21 protein-coding genes are annotated in these 20,595 nt (G+C 54.8%); 13 read left to right on the forward strand and 8 right to left on the reverse strand.

Annotated elements, in window-relative coordinates; translation table 11 throughout:
* Positions 1–88: 88 nt before the first annotated feature.
* From E8D52_04470 to E8D52_04495, 6 genes are all read right to left on the reverse strand, one after another.
* Entirely contained in the window at positions 89–442 is a 354-nt protein-coding gene (locus tag E8D52_04470) for a hypothetical protein (protein TKB70303.1), read from the reverse strand.
* An 896-nt stretch (positions 443–1,338) separates the two neighbouring features.
* Complete coding sequence (locus E8D52_04475; protein TKB70304.1) at positions 1,339–1,737, reverse strand: hypothetical protein; 399 nt, start codon at positions 1,735–1,737, stop codon at positions 1,339–1,341.
* A 129-nt stretch (positions 1,738–1,866) separates the two neighbouring features.
* A complete protein-coding gene (locus tag E8D52_04480; protein ID TKB70305.1) occupies positions 1,867–2,217 on the reverse strand; it encodes a hypothetical protein in 351 nt (116 codons plus the stop codon).
* Positions 2,218–2,287: 70 nt separating this feature from the next.
* The gene (locus E8D52_04485; GenBank protein ID TKB70306.1) at positions 2,288–3,052 is read right to left on the reverse strand and encodes a hypothetical protein; all 765 of its coding nucleotides are present in this window, start codon (positions 3,050–3,052) and stop codon (positions 2,288–2,290) included.
* A 47-nt stretch (positions 3,053–3,099) separates the two neighbouring features.
* The gene (locus tag E8D52_04490; GenBank protein TKB70307.1) at positions 3,100–3,480 is read right to left on the reverse strand and encodes a hypothetical protein; all 381 of its coding nucleotides are present in this window, start codon (positions 3,478–3,480) and stop codon (positions 3,100–3,102) included.
* 28 nt (positions 3,481–3,508) lie between these two features.
* A complete protein-coding gene (locus E8D52_04495; protein ID TKB70308.1) occupies positions 3,509–4,855 on the reverse strand; it encodes a 2-dehydropantoate 2-reductase in 1,347 nt (448 codons plus the stop codon).
* A gap of 90 nt (positions 4,856–4,945) precedes the next feature.
* On the opposite strand from E8D52_04495, the gene E8D52_04500 reads away from it, so the two are divergent.
* Positions 4,946–5,680 carry an NAD-dependent deacylase gene (locus E8D52_04500; protein ID TKB70381.1) on the forward strand — a complete coding sequence of 245 codons (735 nt, stop codon included), beginning with the start codon at positions 4,946–4,948 and terminating at the stop codon, positions 5,678–5,680.
* Here E8D52_04500 and E8D52_04505 read toward each other — a convergent pair.
* Positions 5,660–6,451, reverse strand: coding sequence for an HAD family hydrolase (locus tag E8D52_04505; GenBank protein TKB70309.1), 792 nt, complete (start codon positions 6,449–6,451; stop codon positions 5,660–5,662). The two genes, E8D52_04500 and E8D52_04505, sit on opposite strands and share 21 nt — an antisense overlap.
* 10 nt (positions 6,452–6,461) lie before the next feature.
* Here E8D52_04505 and E8D52_04510 point away from each other — a divergent pair, with 10 nt between their 5' ends.
* From E8D52_04510 to E8D52_04560, 11 genes are all read left to right on the forward strand, one after another.
* Entirely contained in the window at positions 6,462–7,679 is a 1,218-nt protein-coding gene (locus E8D52_04510) for a response regulator (GenBank protein ID TKB70310.1), read from the forward strand.
* Between the two features lie 258 nt (positions 7,680–7,937).
* Positions 7,938–10,682: a valine--tRNA ligase gene (locus E8D52_04515; protein TKB70311.1), complete on the forward strand. Its 2,745-nt coding sequence runs from the start codon at positions 7,938–7,940 to the stop codon at positions 10,680–10,682.
* A gap of 3 nt (positions 10,683–10,685) precedes the next feature.
* The gene (gene nadC, locus E8D52_04520) at positions 10,686–11,567 is read left to right on the forward strand and encodes a carboxylating nicotinate-nucleotide diphosphorylase (protein ID TKB70312.1); all 882 of its coding nucleotides are present in this window, start codon (positions 10,686–10,688) and stop codon (positions 11,565–11,567) included.
* Between the two features lie 3 nt (positions 11,568–11,570).
* Complete coding sequence (locus E8D52_04525; GenBank protein ID TKB70313.1) at positions 11,571–12,410, forward strand: biotin--[acetyl-CoA-carboxylase] ligase; 840 nt, start codon at positions 11,571–11,573, stop codon at positions 12,408–12,410.
* A 33-nt stretch (positions 12,411–12,443) separates the two neighbouring features.
* Positions 12,444–13,232, forward strand: a complete 789-nt coding sequence (locus E8D52_04530; protein ID TKB70382.1) for a type III pantothenate kinase — start codon at positions 12,444–12,446, stop codon at positions 13,230–13,232.
* A gap of 89 nt (positions 13,233–13,321) precedes the next feature.
* Complete coding sequence (grpE, locus tag E8D52_04535; protein ID TKB70314.1) at positions 13,322–13,906, forward strand: nucleotide exchange factor GrpE; 585 nt, start codon at positions 13,322–13,324, stop codon at positions 13,904–13,906.
* A gap of 41 nt (positions 13,907–13,947) precedes the next feature.
* A complete protein-coding gene (dnaK, locus tag E8D52_04540; GenBank protein TKB70315.1) occupies positions 13,948–15,867 on the forward strand; it encodes a molecular chaperone DnaK in 1,920 nt (639 codons plus the stop codon).
* 84 nt (positions 15,868–15,951) lie between these two features.
* Positions 15,952–17,076: a molecular chaperone DnaJ gene (dnaJ, locus tag E8D52_04545; GenBank protein TKB70316.1), complete on the forward strand. Its 1,125-nt coding sequence runs from the start codon at positions 15,952–15,954 to the stop codon at positions 17,074–17,076.
* Positions 17,077–17,115: 39 nt separating this feature from the next.
* Positions 17,116–17,859, forward strand: coding sequence for a 16S rRNA (uracil(1498)-N(3))-methyltransferase (locus E8D52_04550; GenBank protein ID TKB70317.1), 744 nt, complete (start codon positions 17,116–17,118; stop codon positions 17,857–17,859).
* Positions 17,860–18,016: 157 nt separating this feature from the next.
* Entirely contained in the window at positions 18,017–18,358 is a 342-nt protein-coding gene (locus E8D52_04555) for a hypothetical protein (GenBank protein ID TKB70383.1), read from the forward strand.
* Between the two features lie 4 nt (positions 18,359–18,362).
* Positions 18,363–18,692 (forward strand): hypothetical protein, encoded by a 330-nt coding sequence (locus E8D52_04560; GenBank protein ID TKB70318.1) that lies wholly within the window; start codon positions 18,363–18,365, stop codon positions 18,690–18,692.
* A 547-nt stretch (positions 18,693–19,239) separates the two neighbouring features.
* On the opposite strand, the gene E8D52_04565 is transcribed toward E8D52_04560, so the two are convergent.
* Positions 19,240–19,443 carry a hypothetical protein gene (locus tag E8D52_04565; GenBank protein TKB70319.1) on the reverse strand — a complete coding sequence of 68 codons (204 nt, stop codon included), beginning with the start codon at positions 19,441–19,443 and terminating at the stop codon, positions 19,240–19,242.
* 321 nt (positions 19,444–19,764) lie between these two features.
* On the opposite strand from E8D52_04565, the gene E8D52_04570 reads away from it, so the two are divergent.
* On the forward strand, positions 19,765–20,538 hold the full coding sequence (locus E8D52_04570; protein TKB70320.1) for a TerC family protein: 774 nt from the start codon (positions 19,765–19,767) through the stop codon (positions 20,536–20,538).
* Positions 20,539–20,595 lie beyond the last annotated feature (57 nt).

The following is a 20,595-nucleotide window of genomic DNA, read 5'->3' on the forward strand; positions in this document are numbered from 1 at the left end:
GATGTCGTAACCGACTGGGTGCCCAGCGTCTTCGCAGAACTACGAGAGGGCAAGAGCGAACTTGGGGTTTTCTTGAATGCTGACGTGCTCAGTTCCGCTTCTGGGATCTCTTCGGCTTGAACTTTTCTTCTTCCACATCGATGACCGCTCCAGTTTTGGCGTCGATATGGACTTCCATGACTATTTTCTCAGCCGTGACGACTTCGACTTCCCAGATCAATCGGTCATGCTTCTGTTCAAGCTCGGCGTCAATGACTGTACCTGACATTTTCTCCCGCGCCGTTGTGACGGCCTCGTCGATCGATACCTTTGCTGCGGCTGCCTTCTCAACTTTATTTGGTTCTCCAAATGCCAAGCCAGCCTCCATCATGAAGCCGGCTGTCAATACGAGTGCGGCCAGCGTGAACCTTGTACCAACTTCCTTGTACACGACTTCCTCCATAACGTGACTGTGAAATTCAAGATGATGCAGCTATGACTCTCGTTAGGGCCGTCCTCGCAACGTTTGCCTGGTCCTCTCGATGTAGTTTCGGCGTGTGGTATCAATCTCACTCGGTCTCGTCCTCACGATGCAGCCACACCCGGAATCGGGCCCAATGTACACTGAGCCGAGCAGTGGCGCTCGAAAGAATACAAAGTTGGCAATTTCTATTTCGAAGTGCTTCATTTGAAGCAGCATGGAACCTCCACGACCTTATAGCAAGTTTCACGTCCCACACATTGTGTGAGTTGTGCAACGGACACACGTGAACGTCTCGTAGAAAAACGTACATTAGCTCGATGGAATGAGAACGAAGGCTATCCTTGAGGAGGGTGAAAGACTGCGCTTAACACAATCGGAAGAGGAGCTGCTGGTTGGAAACTCACCGAGAAACTGGAATGGCTTGGCTGTCCTGGTTTCGGAATGATGGGAGGAATTGAAAAGTCTTCAGAGAGCGATTCCACCGGCGTATCCGAGATAAGAAGGCCAAGCAGCGTGACTGGTGCTCCAAGCATTTGGAAGACCACGCAGAGACAGACGAAGCAGATGAGCACGGCTGTGGCGTTTCCATCAAACACACCGTGACATATCCCTCTATTAGTGGAACGCATGGCACGTACTATACTCAAGCACGGATTCGTGAGCAAGAGCAGTTCGTCTCATTCATCTGGGCCGCAATGATCGCAGACTGGACTGTGCGGATGGGGTTGCTACTCTGGCGATATCAGTCCGAACGGTGGAGACAGATTCAAGTGATTCGTTACTAATCAATGGAGCGACGGTTGTCAGATGCCAACTTTCTACCAGAGCCATACTCTCCTCAGTCACACCATCGTCCACATCACACAAGGGCGACACTATCGCTTTGCTCCCTCTGGCGTCGAAGGCGCTGGAGGTTCAACATGCGTGCGATCCGCATTGGTCTCGACTCGTTCCACCTTCGGATTCTCAACAAAGGGAGAATAGCCTGCCAGCCGAAGTGTGACGGCATAGCCCTCAGCAATCAGCAGATCGAGTTCTTCGATCTGCTTCGAAAATGTCGCCAATAGTACTCCGTTGGGCGTAGACAGCGTGAGCAGCAATCGAGCTACCTCACGTTGTTTTTTCTCAACGGTCCCTGTGACAGCCACCATCCGTTCTGCTGGAATGAGCCCACGGGTATACGGGGTCAGCAGCTCAGGTGCCACACCGCTCACGATCACGGCAGACAGAAATCCCAGGATGAATCCGCCGATGAGACCGATCCATCCTTTCATAATGGCGATCCAGCTTCACGCATCTGCGCGAAGCTGCAACTCGGCAGCAGTAGCACAACACACGTTGTGTTTGCGGTGTCATGCAACGACATTCTTGTACGGGGTGAATACTTGATCGATTCCATAGACTCAGAGCGCTCTCCGTGATTCGGACCACGCAAAGGCTGCCCCGAAACAGAGCCCAGCCACAACTGACTGAATAAATGCGTCCTCAACAGGACTAGCAATGGCCCACCATACGATGGCAGCGAGCACACCGGCAACAGCTCCGAGGATAATCTTCCCACCTGCAAGCTTCAGCCAATCGCTGGACAGCACACATGCGCTCATATAGACGACCCCGGCGGCAACCGATGCCCACAGATACATGAGGTCGTGTTTAAAAAACCAGACTTGGATCGCTCCCGCGATCGTGCCAAGAATGACCCCTGTGATCATTTTTTTTACTAACGTGAAATAGTGAAACGTTGAATCGGACAATCTATCCTCCTTCATTCATCCAAGCTTCGTTTCATAATATAAGTTCGCCGAGTGTTGGCGTTAGAATCAATTAATAGAGCCACACTTGCCCGCCGGATCGTAACGCGACACCTGTCTGGGGCGTGACCTGCTCCATGCCAAACATCCAGCGGCGCTCGGGACGCATGAAGTACAATTTCACGCTCTCAATGGTTGATCCACGACCCGACTTCCCCTCAGGCTGAGCTCCGAGAATCTGCTGCCAGGCCGAACGCCATTGGGAAGGGCGCAGGTGGATGGGATCGAACCCATACCACGCGGGATCAAGCCGGAAGAACTTAGTCCCATACGACGCAGACAGCTGAACCAGCCCTTCGTTCACACGCCCGGCTCTTTCGATGACCTCAGTGAGGGAAAGGCGACAAGCAGGCGATAGTACGGACCGAAAAGCCAAAAACTTACCATTCGAGAGGCGCCGGATGCTGGAAAGCGGCAAGTCAGTGAGTACGATGTCGTGTGTGACCGTCCTCAGACGGACAAGTGCCTCCTCGACCCATCCCAACGTTCGCTCGACGGAAAAGCCATACAGGATATCATTGCCGACATCTGTCACAAGCCCCCTGGTGGCCATCGGAGGACGAGCCGCCAATTCAGTCCACAAGCTCGATTTGAGGATGCTGGGTAATGTCCGAAACATAAAGTTGCTCGGAGCTCCATATGATCGCCCATGCCCAAGCGCCGCCAGTACTTCGACGTCCGATCCCCACACCGATCGAGACGTCGAGACGATGGTCTGGAAACCACGTGTTAGGTTGCTGGCGCCAAGTGCAACGACGCGACCGACCTCAGGAGGCATACCCAGCCATCAGAGTGTGTGTGATAGTGGGCTGAAGGCCAGCTGCTCTAGTCAATTTCAACCTGGCCTTGCCCAGTGCCTTCCAACCTGACGACAACAGGCACTCCATCGTGGAGACAGCGATATGGCGTGATCATGGGATCGTTGGTTGTTAGACCAGCACAGCGTGATTCGATGTCTCTCGTGTCTCCAGGCTGAAATCTGAATCGCACCGTGACGATCCCTCCACTGACTCGATGTATTTCAACGATGTCATAGGAGGACTTGGGAATGACGTGTGAGACCCAGCCGTGGCTCGTGCTCTCAGACTCTATCAATGCCTGATAGGTCTCGTAGTGAGACTCAAACGTCTCGATGCTATCAACGAGCCAGACTGCGCCGACAAGAACCGCCCCCACGATCAACAGGCTTGCCCAGATCTTCTTCATACATCACCGGGTATTGTCCTCGGAACGGTCACGAGACCGGTGGACAGGTGGTTTGCCTCGTATCACGACCGAGCCCCTTCGTCACTTCAATCCGCGAGACCCCTTTCACATTGGCGCAGAGATCCCCGAGTCCCGGCGTGACCAGTCGGAACGGACCACCATTCGTATCAGGCAACGAGGATCCATCAAGCTCGTACACGAGAACTCCATGGTCTCTGGCTTGCTGAAGCGTGAGACAGGCAGAGTACGTCCCGTCTGCTGCATGAAATGCGATGTGATCCGCCTCGATCGCCAAAGTCGGAACATCGAGCAGTCCCTTCAACCGAATTCCCCGTCCTTTCATGCCCGGCATCACAGTGGCAATATCGAGCTGATGTTCTACAGGCAATGCCGCGATAGCAGCACGGTCAAATGAGATCGCTTGAACGACGGCGCCTTCGATTCGGACCCGCCCTGAGCCGGTCTGTTCTTTCTCGGTGATCGTCTTGATCATCGCCGTCAGGGCTTCGTTGACAGGAGTGGGAATGCCTAACGTGCGACCCTGCTCCACAATGAACCCGTTTAAAGAGTCGATCTCCGTCCGCCGCCCCGCCTTCCAATCGTCGTACATGGACGTATGAATGTCACGGATCTCTTGCGAGGCCTTGACCACTCGTTCAGGCATATCGAGCGGCAACGGTACCTTCAGTGCTGCCGAGATTGCCGTGCATTCTCCGACAATCTGCCGAATGACACCCGTCATCTCAGGGTGATCCAACGCTTTTGCCACACGATCATCAATGAGCACCGTGATCGGATTGAAGACGCAGTTCCAACACATCTTCTCCCATTTAGTGCGGCGAAGATCTTTAGAGAGGTGGCAAGGAATGCTTGCTGAGGTAAACAGGTCACGGATGGCGAGAAGTCGTTCGCTCTCATAGCCCATCAGTTCACCGATGGCGACAGCCCCCTTCTTATAATGGTCGATCACGCCCGGCTCGGCGATTTTTGAATAGATGTACGCGACTCCGCCCACGACGCAGTCCCGCTGGATTCGTGCGATGAGCCGATCTTCGGTATCGATCCCGTTCTGCAACGTCAGCAGCACCGTCTTATCCGTGAGTACGGGTTCGATCTGGTCCATCACCTCATCAAGGTCGTAGGCTTTCACTCCCAGAACAATAAGGTCTGGTTTTGGCAGCTCTCGCGCATCGGATGCAACTGGTGGCCGAACGGTGAACGAACCCTCGGCACTGCGAATCGTCAGCCCATTCCGCTTGACTGCTTCACGTGTCCTTGGTCTGAGAAGAAAGGAGACATTGGGGTTGTTCTTCGCCAGATGTGCCCCGAAGAACCCGCCGACCGATCCTGCACCCACGAATAAGATCTGTTTCATCGCTCACCCTCATTCAGTTGCTTGCGAAGCGGCTGTACTATAGCATGCACCTCCACAGAGACACAGCAGCGTACTCGCTCACCAATGCCTATGGCTCGTGGATCCAATCTTGGACTTTTGAAAGAAAAGTTGGCTGCTGCTGAGGCTATCACCGTCCTCACTGGGGCCGGAATTTCTGCCGATAGCGGCGTTCCGACCTTTCGTGGTACGGATGGGCTCTGGCGCAACTATCGGGCGGAAGAGTTGGCAACCCCTCAGGCCTTTGAACGCGATCCTCGCCTCGTGTGGGAATGGTACAACTGGCGGCGCGAGCTAATCGCCACGAAACAGCCGAATGATGCGCACAAGGCACTAGCCGAACTGGAGCACCGCTGTCCAGATTTTTGGCTGATGACGCAGAATGTGGATGGGCTGCATCGAGACGCCGGCTCACGGAATCTCTCGGAGATTCATGGCAATATCTGGAAGGTTCGCTGTACCGGCTGTGGCGTGGTGGAAAACAACCGCGATGTGCCGATTGCCATTCTTCCGTCCTGTCCCCGGTGTGGATCGCTGCTCAGGCCCCATATTGTGTGGTTCGGGGAATCCTTGTCTCCTGACGATCTCGACGACTGCTCCAGGGCGCTTAAGCGCTGCGACGTCTTGCTTGTCATCGGCACATCCGGCGTTGTCTATCCGGCTGCAGGGTTTGCATCCGTTGCCAAAGAAGTTGGCGCATTCGTCGCCGAAATCAACCTCGACCCCACCCCACAGTCAGCACTGGTCGACCTCTCATTGCATGGCCGTGCAAAAGATCTTGTGCCGCTACTCCTCGAACTGCTCTAGAAGCGGGAATAACTCCTCTAAGCTTTTGATAGTTTGAACGCCTGTTGCCTTCTGTCTTCCATCACGGTCCAACAGAGCAGTGTGAAGCCCGGCTTTCTTCGCGCCTTCCACGTCCTCTCGCAGACTATCACCGATATGCAAGGCCTCCTCCGGATCGATGGCATGCTTCTCCAGCGCAAGATGAAAGATCTGGGAAGCCGGTTTCGCGGCTTGAGCCACACTCGAGATGGTGATTGTGTCAAATGCTTCAGCGATTCCGAGTCCACGCAGCACGGTAAACAGACGAGAATCAAAATTCGAGATGATACCGAGCTCCAGATTCCGTTCTTTGAGCCGAGTCAATGTGGAAACCGTTTCAGGAAACAGGCGCCATGATCGATGGTCCTCAAATGCACGAAACACATGATCGAAGAACTCGTCGAACCGCTCGAACATACCCACGCGATAAAAGACGTGATGCACGATATCGAACCACCACAGCCGTTCACTCTGTTTGATTCGTGTTGGGTCGGTTACGGCAAAGATCGGCGGCGGCGCTTCGCCGAAGGCTCGGCTGAACGCCTGTTTGATCGCGACGAGCGAGTCAGGTTTCTGGGGAAAGCCGAATTCAACCGCATGGTGAAGGTAGATCTCAGCGACCGACCCGTGCACGTGAAAGAGGGTGTCGGCTGCATCAAAAAACACAACTTGTATCGACGAACTCATAATGATGGGTTTACCGTGATCGTAGTCGGTCGCCTGGCCACGTATCGAAATACTTTGTGAATCCAATCACCTATCGATGGTTTTCTTGACAAAGCATACCCCCCTTGCTAGCTTCGAAGAAACTGAAAAGTGGGGAGCGTTGTTCATGGCTTTGCCGATCTTTGTGGTAGACAGCAGCCCAGCAGTGAGACGGATGGTGGAAGAGATCTCGACCTCGGAAGGGTTTGAGGTCGTTGGGTTTCAAGATGGACCGACTGCGCTTGAGGCCGCTCGGCGAAACTCGCCCTCGCTGATTATCGCGGACTATCATCTCGACAATATGACCTTCTCAGGGTTTTGCAAAGAGATTAATAAGCTGGACAATCTAACGGAAACCGATCTCATCTCGTTGGTGAATCCGGCTGATCGACCGGACGAAAATCTCCTTCGCACGTTGGGTGTCAAGGCCTTCCTGAAGAAACCGTTTCAATCTGAGGATTTGCTTGGCGTGCTGAAGTCTCTTCAACAGAAGTCCACTGACACCTCGAACAGCAAGGGCTTGAAGCGGCGCGTCTGGCCGCCAACGTCGTCTTCAACCAACTCCAATGATGATGAGGCGATCGACCATCTGTCTGGTGGCGATAGCCAGAAGGAACCTATGAACCATCCTGGCAGCCCGTCCACTGCATCACCTGCACCATCGGTCGAGCCTGCGGCTCCCGAAGATGCCATGAGGGGGATCTTTGACCAACTCTTGCTATCGATGACGAAACGAAGCGAGCTGAGCCTTGCCGAGCGGCTCCCTCGCGTGATCGAGGAGAAACTGGGAACTCATGTCCGACCAATTGTTCAGAAGGAGTTGCAAGCGCAGCTAGGGAACATCCTCTCTCAGGAATATCTCACCACGATTATTCATCCTCTGGTCGCTCAGGCGTTGCCGGCTCTCATTAAAAAAGAACTCGAGGCCAGTGAGCCTCTCATTCGGCACATCGTGTCCGATGTGGCCACAGCTTCTCTCGGAGAGAGTATTGATCGACTCGTCAAGGATAAGGTCCACTCTGAAATCCATGAACACTTACCCGCGGTCGTGCGGGACCAGATGGAAACGGTCGATCAGTTGGTCAAGGAAGAGCTTGAACGTGCGGTGCAAAAGCAGGCTCCGCTCCTGGCAAACGACATGGTGAGATCCGCAGTTGGACAAACCCTCGAACAGGCCATTCAGAGAATCGTGCCTGATATCGCCGAGGAGCACATCAAGGCCGAACTCAAACGTCTGATCGAGACTGAAGAAGCGTCACACCCCTCTACGATTTAGCCTTCTTGCTTCGCTTCCCTCGTCCAGCCTTGACCAGGGCCTTCACCCGCTTGACATTCTTCTGATGTTTCTTCTTTGTCTTCCGATCCTTCTCACGACCTCGTGCCATGATCCTCCTACTGGAAAGTGTGTGATGTGCTCTCTATGGCCGATTGTATAGCACATGCCTCGCAAGGTCACAAGCTGAGAGCACATCCATTTTCTGCATCGTATAGACATGCTAAGATGCGTACCTTGTTTTTAGAGGACCTTACAGCAATGACCACACGTCAACTCGATAAAACGTATGACCCAAAAGCCGTTGAAGACCGTTGGTCCCGCGAGTGGATCGACCGAGGATATTTCCGTGCTGACGCGAAGAACCATCCTGGCCAACCCTACAGCATTGTCATTCCTCCTCCAAATGTGACCGGCTCGCTCCATGTCGGCCATGCGCTCAACCATTCACTCCAAGACATTCTGATCCGGTGGCGGCGTATGCAGGGGCGCAATGCGCTCTGGCTCCCTGGCACCGACCACGCCGGCATTGCCACGCAGAATGTAGTGGAAAAGCAGCTCATGGCCGAAGGCCTGTCACGGGAGTCGCTGGGACGGGAGCGCTTCGTCGAACGGGTGTGGCAATGGAAGGCGACGTCGGGAAACACGATCATCAATCAACAAAAGCAGCTGGGAGAATCCTGCGACTGGGACCGCTTGCGATTTACGATGGACGAAGGCTTGTCCAAGGCCGTCATCGAGGTCTTCGTGCGTCTCTATGAAGACGGGTTGATCTATCGTGGCGAGCGGCTCATCAATTGGTGTCCACGCTGCCTGACCGCTCTCTCCGACATCGAAGTGGAACATGAAGAGGTGAAAGGTAAACTGTATCACCTCCGCTATCCGTTGGCGGACGATCCGAACACCAGTGTGATCGTCGCTACAACGCGGCCTGAAACGATGTTGGGCGACACGGCCATTGCCGTGCATCCGGACGATCCTCGCTATCGCCATCTGATCGGCAAGATGGTCCGCCTGCCGCTGACGACGCGTGAGATTCCGATCGTAGGAGACCGGATTCTGGTTGATCTGGAATTCGGCACCGGTGCCGTCAAGATCACGCCGGCTCACGACTTCAACGACTACGAAGCGGGAGAGCGGCACGGACTCTCTCGTCTTGCCGTGCTGGATCATGCCGCATTGCTTGATGCTGCCGGGATGCAACAGGCAGGAGTCGAATCATCGGTCGTCGAGATGCTCCGTGGCCTTCCAGTTCCCAAGGCGCGCCCCAAAGTTGAAGCACTCTTGCGTGAACAGGGACTCCTGGAGAAAACCGAAGACCATAAGATGGCCATCGGGAAATGCTATCGCTGCAAGACGGTTGTCGAGCCGTATCTGTCTCCCCAGTGGTTCGTGAAGATTCAACCTCTTGCCGATCCCGCTATGAAGGCAGTTGAAGAGGGACGAATCCGGATTATCCCCGAAGGCTGGGTGAATAATTATTTGGGCTGGATGCGGGATATCAAGGATTGGTGCATCTCACGGCAAATTTGGTGGGGGCATCAAATCCCTGCCTGGTACTGTCTGGCATGCAACAGTCGTCAGATCGTCACTACCGACGGTCGGATCACAATCCTACAAGGTGCCGTACCGATTATCTCCAGATTGACTCCCTCTGGATGTCCGACCTGTCATGGCCAGCAATTGCTCCGCGATCCGGACGTGCTCGATACCTGGTTTTCTTCCGCCCTTTGGCCGTTCACAACACTCGGGTGGCCGGATCAGACGCCTGAACTCAAGACCTATTACCCGACCGCCACATTGGTCACCGGCCTCGACATTCTGTTCTTCTGGGTGGCTCGCATGATCATGATGGGGCTCAAGTTCATGGGAGATGTGCCCTTCAAAGACGTCTATATTCATGCCTTGGTCCGTGACGCAGAAGGCCAGAAGATGAGCAAGTCCAAGGGCAATGTGATCGACCCGCTACACGTCATGGATCAATTCGGCACCGACGCCCTTCGGTTCACTCTGGCCTCGATGGCCTCGCCGGGACGCGATATCAAGCTGGCAGAAGAACGGATCGAAGGCTACCGCAATTTCGCCAATAAGATTTGGAATGCCGCGCGATTTGGGTTGATGTATCTCGATGGACCACGTACCGCCCTGCCGCCGGCACAACGGACATTGCCTGACCGGTGGATCCTGAGCCGTCTCGCCCACACGATCCACATCGTCACGACGGAGTTGGAGTCCTACCGCTTCGATCGCGCAGCGACAGCTCTCTATCAGTTTATCTGGCATGAGTACTGCGACTGGTATCTGGAGTTGATTAAGCCGGTCCTACAAACGCCAGAACACCCGGATGGAGCCAGCACAAGGCACACGCTTGTGGAGACCTTGGAAACGACCATGCGGTTGCTGCATCCCTTCATGCCGTTCATCACAGAAGAAATTTGGCAGACCATTCCCCATCAGGGAGACAGCATCGTTGTGCAGAACTATCCGGCCTCGGACCAGGCATGGGCCGCGCCTGATGCGGAACAACTGTTCGCATTGTTGGAACAGACGGTGGGACTTGTCCGAACCAGCCGAGTTCTGTTGAATTACTCGCCAGGGCAGCAAATTCCGTTTCATGTCGGGCACGACGACCTGGACAGACAGAGCCAGCTCCATCAGGTCCAACGACACCTGGCCCACCTCAGTCGCGGCACTGCCGATGTGAGCCCGCCGCAAGATTGGCCAGCGGCGAGATTGTTGCGGCTGGTTACGGAAGGTCTTTCTGTGGGTATCGCTGTCGCCGATGACGTCGACCTGAAGAAAGCGATTGAGCGTCTGGCTAAGCAAATCACGGAGACCGACAAGGAATTGCAACGGGTTGATGGGAAACTGAAGAACACCGAGTTTGTGTCGAAAGCTCCACCGGACGTGATTACCGAGCACCAGGAGCGGGTGCGGACCCTGTCCCGCGATCGTGCCTTGCTGGACAACAGCGAACAGCAGCTTCGCAAGATGTTGGGATCCTGAGATATGGCCACTCTCCCCGCTGCAGAGATCCGCCGCGCCGTGCGTCAAGGGCTCGAAGAAGATCTGGCTCAGGGAGATGCCACGACCGCATCAATCTTTCCATCTCCGGTGCCGGCTTGTGCCGAGATCATCGCGCAACAGCTGTTGGTTGTGGCAGGCATGGCCGCAGCGGTTCAAACCTTTCTCATGGTCGATCCTTCGCTGCGGTTGTTGGTTTCCAAACGAGATGGCGACCGAGCGAAGAATGGAGAGTCGCTCCTTCAGATCGAGGGTGATGGGCGGTCTATCTTACAGGCCGAGCGGGTGGCCTTGAACTTTCTTCAACATCTGTCCGGGATCGCCACTGTGACGCAACGGTTCTGCCACGCCGTGCGTGGCTACCCCGCCAGTATTCTAGATACCAGAAAAACGCTTCCCGGTTGGCGCGCGCTTCAGAAGTGGGCCGTCTCGCTCGGCGGAGGGGTCAACCATCGACACTCACTGAGTGACGGGATTCTGATCAAAGACAACCATCTGGCCCTTCTTCAACGTACTCGACGACCGGTTGAACGGGCCTGTCGATTGGCACTTGCTCGTCGCTCGGGGGCGCTTCCGATTATTGTCGAGGTAGAATCCCTCTCTGAGGTCCGGCAGGCGCTCGCAGGAAAGCCTGATATTATTCTGCTGGATAACATGGCTCCGGACCTGGTCCAACGTGCCGTAGCTTTGATCAAGAAGCAGGCCCTGGTGGAAGTGTCGGGCGGCATCACACTCAAGAATGTTCGCGCCATGGCAGCCGCCGGCGCCGATCGTATCTCCATTGGAGCGCTCACTCATTCTGCCCCGGCAGCAACAGTCAGCCTTGTCATGACGCTGACTCGGCCTTCACGCCGCCGGCGTTCGTAGTTGATGTCGTCCTTCGCCCCACTCAGCCTCGATCGTATTCGCAGCACCCTGGCGACCGAGTCACTTGGGCAGATCGTGTATCTGCACCACGATCTCCCCTCGACCAACACGGAGGCAGCTGCTCTGGCGCGAGCGGGTGCACTGCACGGCACCGTCGTGATTGCTGAACGCCAGTCAAGCGGCTACGGTCGACATGGGCGCGCCTGGTTCTCTCCGCCGGGGTTGAACATCTATTGCTCCATCATTGTACGTGGGATGGGTAACAACCTATCGCTTGCACAATGGTTATCCTGGGTGCCGCTTGTCAGCGCACTTGCCGCTACCGAGGCGATTCAACAGACGGCGGCTGTGTCCCTTTTGCTGAAGTGGCCGAACGACCTGCTTCTCCATGAACGCAAAGTCGGCGGGATTCTCTGCGAGAGCAGCGTGGCCACCATCAATGATCCGGTCGTGGTGATTGGCATTGGCCTCAATGTGAATGTCCCTCCGCTATCTTTCCCCGAAGAATTGCAGCCCATTGCGGCCTCATTAGTGGAAGCCTCGCGACAACCGATCGACCGCAATCGGCTCATTGCGCAACTGCTTCTGGAGCTTGAACAGTGTCTTGGCGAGCTTCGATCTTCTGGATCTGTCCGCTTGCGACAGGCCTATATGGCTCGCTGTGCCACGTTGGGGCGCCACGTTCGTGTCCTGTTCACGAATGATCATCCAATCGTCGGCATCGCAGAGGCCCTTTCTGCCGACGGTGCGCTACAAGTGAGAACGGTGTCGCCGCACCCTCGTTCACAACTGATGCCGCTTGTCGATGTCCGTGCAGCCGATGTCATCCATCTGAGAGAGTAGCGAAAATACAGTAGGCCGGGTAGAATGAGTGCGATGCTCTTAGCGATCGACATCGGGAACACCAACGTGGTCGCAGGGATCTTCGACGGATCAACTCTGCTGACCCATTGGCGGTTGGCGACCGATCCCAAGACCACGGCCGATGAATATGGCGTCCTGTGCCTTAGCCTCATGGCCCGAGACGGGCGCCTTCCAGCGCACATCACCGGCGCGATCATCTCCAGTGTCGTTCCCGCCCTCACGGAGACGTTTGAGTCGATGGTTGAAACCTCCTTTGGCTCCGCCCCGATCACCGTTTCTCCCGATATGGATACGGGTCTCACGCTGAACTACTCGAATCCGAAAGAGATCGGAAGCGACCGTATTGTGAATGCGGCGGCGGCTTATGAGAAGTTTCACCGTGATCTCATCATCGTCGATTTCGGCACCGCGACGACGTTTTGTGCCGTCAACCGAGATGGAGAGTATCTCGGAGGAGTGATCGCACCGGGTCTGACCATTTCCGCGGAGGCGTTGTTTACCAGGGCGGCGAAGTTGAGCAAAGTTGAGCTCGCCCGGCCTAAGACCGTCATTGGAACCGATACCGCCAGCAGTATTCAGTCGGGGCTCATCTTCGGCTATGCCGGTCTCGTGGACACGCTTGTTCAGCGGATGGAAAGGGAGATGGGGCGCACATCCTATGTGATCGCCACGGGTGGATTGGCCTCAGTGATCGCGCCAGAGGCACGATCGATTCAACATCTGGAACCGTTTTTGACTCTTCATGGGCTGGAACTCCTCTATCGCCGTGCCCGCGGCGCGAGTCTGACGCAGTGGGTCTAGACTTCTTCGTGCCCATGTCATTTTATTTTCTCCTGACCCGTTGACTTCTCTCCTCCTATGGATATCTCCACGCTTGTAGAGGTATCAGGATGAGTCACGATCAAGAACAGAAAAAACCAAACGCCAATACAATCGAGAACTTAGAGGAAGCTTCTCCGGTGATGGACGCAACAGGCTCCTCAGTTCAGGATGAACTGGCCAGTAAGACTGAAGAGTGTACCGCGCTCAATGACAAGTACCTCCGGCTGGCTGCGGAATTTGAAAACTACAAACGGCTGATACAGCGCGACCAGCGTGAGCAGATTCGATTCGGGAATGAACAGATTCTCAAAGAGCTGCTGCCGGTGGTTGATAACATGGAGCGGGCGATCAAAGCAGCTCGCACAAGCGGTGGCGATTCATCGCTCGTGCAGGGTGTGGAACTGACGCTCAAACAACTCTCCGGAACCCTGACTAAGTTCGGCGTGCAGGCGATCGAAGCGACCGGCCAGGAGTTCGATCCAAGCGCCCATCAAGCCGTCTCGTACGGACCATCGAACGACGTGCCCGCCAATAACGTATTGGACGAGTTTCAAAAAGGGTATCGGTTGCATGACCGGATTCTACGAGCGGCCATGGTTAGTGTGTCATCAGGGCCGGCCAATCCAAGCGAACATGACTCAACGACGCATTGACCTGATTCGGTCGTCGTGGTCGAGAAGGAAGGAGTTCACCAATGGGTAAAGTCATCGGTATCGATCTCGGGACCACCAATTCTTGTGTGGCGATTATGAGCGGCGGAGACCCCGTCGTGATCGCCAACGCCGAAGGGAGCCGGACTACTCCTTCCGTCGTCGGCATCACCGATAAAACCGAACGGTTAGTTGGGCAAATTGCGAAACGGCAAGCCATCACCAATCCCGAGAACACCATTTACTCCGTGAAGCGCTTGATGGGACGCAAGTTCAAGAGTCGCGAAGTTCAAGAAGCCATGAAGCGGCTTCCGTACAAGGTGGTTGAGGCCGATAACGGTGATGCCCATGTAGAGTTGCGCGGTAAACGCTATAGCCCACCAGAAGTCTCCGCCATGATTCTGCAGAAAATGCGGCAGACGGCTGAAGACTATCTCGGTGAAAAGGTCACTGAGGCCGTGGTGACCGTCCCTGCGTATTTTGACGATAGCCAGCGCCAGGCGACCAAAGATGCCGGCCAGATTGCCGGGCTGAATGTCCTGCGTATCATCAATGAGCCGACAGCGGCCTCCCTTGCCTACGGTCTGGACAAGAAGAAAGACGAGCGAATCGCCGTGTACGACTTGGGCGGCGGCACCTTTGACGTTTCCGTTCTTGAAATCGGTGAAGGCGTCTTCGAGGTGAAATCCACCAATGGCGACACGTACCTCGGCGGTGATGACTTTGATCTCCGCGTGATGGATTGGCTGGTCGACGAGTTCAAGAAAGACCAGGGCATTGATTTGCGGAAAGACCGGATGGCGCTCCAACGCCTGAAGGAATCGGCGGAACGGGCCAAGATCGAGCTGTCTTCGTCTCAAGAAACGGAGATTAATCTGCCGTTCATCACCGCCGATGCCAGCGGCCCCAAGCATATGGTCACCAAGCTCACACGGGCCAAGCTGGAGCAGTTGGTCGATGATCTCATTCAGCGCACGATTGAACCCTGCCGCAAGGCCTTGTCCGATGCGAGCGTCACAGCCAAGGATATTCAAGAAATCGTCTTGGTCGGTGGTATGACCCGCATGCCCAAAGTGATTCAGGTCGTGAAGGAATTCTTTGGAAAAGAACCGCACCGTGGGGTGAATCCAGACGAAGTCGTTGCCATCGGAGCCGGCGTTCAAGGTGGAGTTCTCAAGGGCGAAGTCAAAGACGTGCTGCTGCTCGATGTCACTCCATTATCGCTGGGCATTGAGACGCTGGGTGGCGTCTTCACCAAGCTCATTGAGCGCAACACGACTGTTCCAACCAAAAAAAGCCAAGTGTTCTCGACGGCAGCGGATAGTCAAACAGCCGTCACGATCCGCGTGTTTCAAGGTGAACGGGACATGGCCAATGACAACAAACTGCTTGGGCAGTTCGACTTGGTCGGTATTCCTCCAGCGCCGCGGGGCATGCCGCAGATTGAAGTGACGTTCGATATTGATGCCAACGGCATTGTGCATGTGTCGGCAAAAGATCTCGCCACACAGAAAGAACAATCCATCAAGATCACGGCGTCCAGCGGGTTGAGTAAGGAAGAAGTCGAGAAGTTCGTTCGGGATGCGCAGTCGCATACGGAAGACGATAAGAAACGCCGCAAGCTGGCGGAAGCCAAGAACCAGGCGGATAATCTCGTCTATCAAACCGAAAAAAATATCACGGAATACGGGGACAAAGTCTCCGACGAGGAAAAAACAAAAATCCAGGATGCCGTCGCCGCCGTCAAAAAGGCACTCGAAGGCACCGATGCCGAGGCGATTGAATCGGCGACGCAGACACTTATGACGGCGTCGCACAAGCTTGCCGAAGAGATGTACAAGAAAGCCGCCGCATCTCCTGGCCCGCAACCAGATGCCTCGTCTTCCGGCAGCGCTGGTGAGACCAAGACCGACGAGAAAGTTGTGGACGCAGAGTTTGAAGAAGTAGACAAAGACAAGAAATAGCATAGAATAGCGCTTCAGACAACCTGAGTTCCCGACACCATCGGGATCTCAGCTATTTTCTTATTTCAATTCGCAATGGCGGCTGTGTCAAAACGCGATTACTACGAAACTCTCGGCGTCGATAGAAGTGTAACCGACGACGATCTCAAAAAAGCTTATCGCAAGCTCGCGCGCCAGCACCATCCAGACCTCCATATCGGCGACCAGCAGAAAAAAACAGCCGAAGAGAAGTTTAAAGAAATCAACGAAGCCTATGAAACGCTGAGCGATCAGGACAAGCGGAAACGCTACGACACGTTCGGTCATGCTGGGGCACAACAGGGTGGGCCTGGTTTTGATGGGTTTGATTTCAACCGTGGCGGATTCGGAGAGGTGTTCAACGATATCTTCGAGGATTTTTTTGGCCAAGCCCGAGGAGGCGGGGCACCTCGCGCCGAACGTGGCAACGATCTCCAGTACAACCTCGAGGTTGAGTTCGAAGAGGCTGTGTACGGGAAAGAGGCCAAGCTCAAAATCCCACGTTGGGAAATCTGCGTCGACTGCAAAGGAACGGGTGCCAAGTCAGCGGCGTCCATCAAGACATGCGCCAGCTGCAAAGGTGCTGGTCAAATTCGATTTCAGCAAGGGTTCTTCAGCGTCAGCCGTCCATGCGGGCAATGTGAAGGCGCCGGTCACTTTGTCACAGAACCCTGCTCGACCTGCCAGGGACGTCAACGGGTTTACAAAGAACGCACTATCGCCGTCCATATTCCAGCCGGTATTGAGACCGGCATGCGACTTCGTCTTTCCAATGAAGGAGAGCATGGCCCCAATGGTGGCCATCCCGGCGACCTTTACGTGGCCGTTACTGTCAGACCGCATAAAATTTTTCATCGCAAGGGGCTCGATATCGCTTGTGATGTGCCGGTCAATCTCGTTACGGCCACGCTCGGCGGAAAAGTGGAAGTCCCGACTCTCACGGGGGCAACCGTCATCAAGGTGCCGCCAGGCACACAACATGACAAGGTGCTTCGGATTAAAGGGATAGGGGTTCCAAGCCTGAAGGGTGGATCGACAGGCGATCAGGTCTATACGATCAAAGTTCAAATCCCTACCAAATTAACGGCCCGACAGAAAGAACTTCTGATGGAGTATGCGAAAGAAAGTGGTATGACGATGGAAGCCAACGGCGACGGCTTCTTCGATAAGATGAAAACCTTCTTCGAGTAGTCTCCCCTACCCATCCGGGTTAATCTCCCTGAGTCACTCATGCCTGTGTTGTTTGTTTCCCCTGAGTGCATCGATCAGCAGACCATCGTGATCACGGGCGATGTGCTCGTGCATCTCCGAGACAGTTTGCGCATCACAATTGGCGAGACTCTGTGGCTCAACAGTGGACAGGGCGCCAAGTTTCACGTTGAAATCACTGATGTGTCCAAACGAGCGGTCGCTGCACGTATTCTCGAAACGATCCAGGAACCACCGCGCCAGACACCTTGTCTGATCCTCGGGCAATCACTGCTCAAGGGGGAGAAGATGGACTGGGTAATTCAGAAGGCGACGGAACTTGGCGTGAGCGAGATCGTGCCGATTGAAAGCCAGCACAGTGTGGTACAACTGAAAGCCGATCGCGTGGATCACCAGCTCGCCCGTTGGCAACGAATCGCCTTAGAAGCCGCCCAGCAATCCGAACAGTGGCGTATCCCCACCATTGCTAAGCCACAATCTCTCTCAGTCCTTCTGACCAGCGTGGCGACCGGCATGCTCACACTCATGCTTGTTGAGCGGCGGGACGGGAAGAGTTTGCAAACGGTCAATCTACCGCAAGATGCGACCGGCTCCATACTGATCTTGATCGGACCGGAGGGTGGCTGGAGCAAAGAAGAGGTGGTGGAGATCGCTGCTCAAGCGGGAGTTCAACCTATTACCCTTGGTCAGCATATTCTCCGAGCAGAAACAGCCGCCATCGCTAGCATCAGTATTCTTCAATCGCGCCTCGCGGAACGAGGGTAAAGCAGTATCCACATCTTTCCCCTCTGAGCCACCGACATCCTTTGACGGTACGATGCTCAGACTCGTTCCCAAGCCCATTTCAGACAAATTTATGATTGACAGAAGCGAGCACAACCAGCAATCCTGCTTCCTCACAGCCTCATGAGGAATTATGGAGATTATTATTGTTCGAACGAGCGTGACCAAAGCTGTCCTGAATACAATGGCCGAACAGCAGTTCGGCGACATGGTTAAGGCTGTTGTGGACATAGACCAGAGCATTATGGCGATCGGCGGTGAATTACACTCCGACGAGGAAGCTCTGTTATTAGAAGAGGGCTCGCTCCAGAAAAATCTGTGGGGCATCAATCTCTACCCGGAACGTCCAGCTTCAGAATGGATTGAGTTCGACTCGATGATCAATGTGCGCCCATCCGGGGGAAACCGATCCAGGTTTGTTGAGCGCCCAGAGATTCGCGAGGCCGTAACAGCTATCGTTAACCGATTGGTGCAGGGCTAAGAGCGTGCCACCTATTCACAAACAATTAGCTTCTGGACGATGGCACTCCCTTTCCCTCGTTGAGCAACTGGCCAACGTTGGCAGTGACGTGGCGCGCGCAGCCCGCTGGTATGGGAAGGACCCGCAGCGTTGCGAACAGGCTTTCGAGCGCGCCCTGGAACTCTTAGATCTTACGATTGGAGACGATCGGTGGAAAGGGCGACGGAAAGAACTAACCCGCGCGCGCGAACTCTTGTGCGACGCCATGTTGGGTGGGACAACCTACGGCAGTGACTTGGCCTCGCTCGATCGTTATTTCTTCCACTTCGCCATGGCTGCCAGAGTTGGACGATGAGCAGTGCATGCATGACCAGGGAATGCTGTGCCCGAAGGGACCGACTTGTCGGGCTACACGCAGCGCGAGCTGAATGCCATCGCCTGAACACAGGCCTGAGAGAATGCCTCGACTTTGCCCAGCCCCTTGAAGTCTACACGCAACAGACCATCATTCACCCGTTGCACTTGGGACTTGAAACCGCCCATGATATTTTGAGTTTCAGCATAACGCCCGTGCCGCTTCCGGGGGCGCTGCTCTTGTTTGGTGCGGGGCTCACGGGTCTGGCAGCATTCGGCCGTCTAAGAGGTCGCATAAAGGCATAGCCTATTTCCTTCAGATACTGATTGCTCAAGGCCTTCGGCCTCATCCGCCGAGGGCCTTGTTGTTTTCTCTCCGCATGCAGAATCATACGAGTGCTACCCGGTTATACTCGCGCGTGCATGAAGTCCCTGGTTTCTGGTTGGTTCAGGACGGCAGCGATAATGGTGTGCGGACCATATTGGGTGTATGGAAGATAGATGGCCAAGCAGGTCATTGATGTCGAAGGGAGGTGGTCCGCACGGTCTCACATGATATCGGGAATCTTTTCGTGACAACTTTCCTCCGATTCCCGCACACATTCTCCATGCCATGCCGCCTGCGTCTTATTACTGGAGACCTCGCCTACCATGTCCGAAATCGCAGCATCAGATGCCTCCCCTTTTTTTGAGATTTGGGCTGCAACTGTGAAAAAGTCCTGATCGAAGCCCTTACCCATTTTCGTATTCACATCGCCGCCTATCGTTTCCTATAGGATAAGAACCTTGTGACGCTAACACATGTAAGTACAGAGTTATGATGCTGGTCCCCGCGTTCACACTCCGTTCTTGAAAGCCTGGTTGACTAAGCCGCAGAGTTCAGTGTCTGTGCCCTTCATCAAGTATCGGGCTGTTGATTTTGGAGCGATTAGTCAGTGATGATGAATCGAACAGGTGCTTGCACGGGATAGGCTGGCGGACAGCTGTGAGGCTTGTGCCATCGACGGGAGCGAGCGTGGGGACGCTGCATTCGATCCGGGGTCTGGCTGGTTGCTAGAGAGGTGGACATTCGCATGTTCGATTGGGTGACTCAATCAGAGATGTGGATCGCGCTGGGCACGCTGACGGCTCTCGAAATTGTCCTCGGGATCGACAATATCATCTTTATCTCCGTCCTCGTGAGCCGGCTCCCTCAGCACCAGCGAAACCTAGCACGCCGTGTTGGGCTAGGCCTGGCGATGATCGCACGACTGGGATTGTTATTCTCGATTTCGCTTGTGATGGAGCTGACGGCTCCCTTATTCACGATACTGAGTCAAGCAATCTCGGGGCGAGATCTGATTCTCATCATTGGTGGACTCTTTCTCCTCGCCAAAGCCACCCACGAAATTCACGAAAGCGTAGAGGGCGAGGATGAGCAAGCAGCCTCGTCGGTTCCAGCCAATTTCGGAATGATGTTATTGCAAATCACTGTGCTCGATCTCGTCTTCTCGTTAGATTCTGTCATCACGGCCGTCGGTCTCGTGGATGACGTCTCCGTCATGGCGACGGCGATTATCATAGCCGTGCTTGTCATGTTGTTTGCAGCCCGTTCAATCGGTGAATTCGTCGATGCCCATCCAACGATCAAGATACTCGCGCTATCTTTCTTGATCCTTGTCGGAGTGACTCTGATGGTGGAAGGGTTCGATGTCCACGTTCCGAAGGGGTATATTTACTTCGCGATGGCCTTCTCAGTTGCCGTCGAGATGATCAACCTGCGAATCCGCGCGCGCACTAACCCACCCCGTAAACTGCACAACCGTTACGCGAGCGGCAAGACAGAAGGTCCAGCCCAAGACCACTGACATCGACCTCACGGCAGCCATACAAGCCGATCATCTTGCTCCTTGGAGATGGTGTAA

Origin of the sequence: Nitrospira sp. (genome assembly GCA_005116745.1) — a bacterium.
Classification (GTDB): domain Bacteria; phylum Nitrospirota; class Nitrospiria; order Nitrospirales; family Nitrospiraceae; genus Nitrospira_D.

Bases quoted from the DNA above. Each gene is read 5' to 3' on its own strand.
- E8D52_04470 (TKB70303.1), bottom strand. From the start codon at position 442: ATGGAGGAAGTCGTGTACAAGGAAGTTGGTACAAGGTTCACGCTGGCC.
- E8D52_04475 (TKB70304.1), bottom strand. From the start codon at position 1,737: ATGAAAGGATGGATCGGTCTCATCGGCGGATTCATCCTGGGATTTCTG.
- E8D52_04485 (TKB70306.1), bottom strand. From the start codon at position 3,052: ATGCCTCCTGAGGTCGGTCGCGTCGTTGCACTTGGCGCCAGCAACCTA.
- E8D52_04490 (TKB70307.1), bottom strand. From the start codon at position 3,480: ATGAAGAAGATCTGGGCAAGCCTGTTGATCGTGGGGGCGGTTCTTGTC.
- E8D52_04495 (TKB70308.1), bottom strand. From the start codon at position 4,855: ATGAAACAGATCTTATTCGTGGGTGCAGGATCGGTCGGCGGGTTCTTC.
- E8D52_04500 (TKB70381.1), top strand. From the start codon at position 4,946: ATGGCTCGTGGATCCAATCTTGGACTTTTGAAAGAAAAGTTGGCTGCT.
- E8D52_04510 (TKB70310.1), top strand. From the start codon at position 6,462: ATGGTTTTCTTGACAAAGCATACCCCCCTTGCTAGCTTCGAAGAAACT.
- E8D52_04515 (TKB70311.1), top strand. From the start codon at position 7,938: ATGACCACACGTCAACTCGATAAAACGTATGACCCAAAAGCCGTTGAA.
- nadC (TKB70312.1), top strand. From the start codon at position 10,686: ATGGCCACTCTCCCCGCTGCAGAGATCCGCCGCGCCGTGCGTCAAGGG.
- E8D52_04525 (TKB70313.1), top strand. From the start codon at position 11,571: ATGTCGTCCTTCGCCCCACTCAGCCTCGATCGTATTCGCAGCACCCTG.
- E8D52_04530 (TKB70382.1), top strand. From the start codon at position 12,444: ATGCTCTTAGCGATCGACATCGGGAACACCAACGTGGTCGCAGGGATC.
- grpE (TKB70314.1), top strand. From the start codon at position 13,322: ATGAGTCACGATCAAGAACAGAAAAAACCAAACGCCAATACAATCGAG.
- dnaK (TKB70315.1), top strand. From the start codon at position 13,948: ATGGGTAAAGTCATCGGTATCGATCTCGGGACCACCAATTCTTGTGTG.
- E8D52_04550 (TKB70317.1), top strand. From the start codon at position 17,116: ATGCCTGTGTTGTTTGTTTCCCCTGAGTGCATCGATCAGCAGACCATC.
- E8D52_04570 (TKB70320.1), top strand. From the start codon at position 19,765: ATGTTCGATTGGGTGACTCAATCAGAGATGTGGATCGCGCTGGGCACG.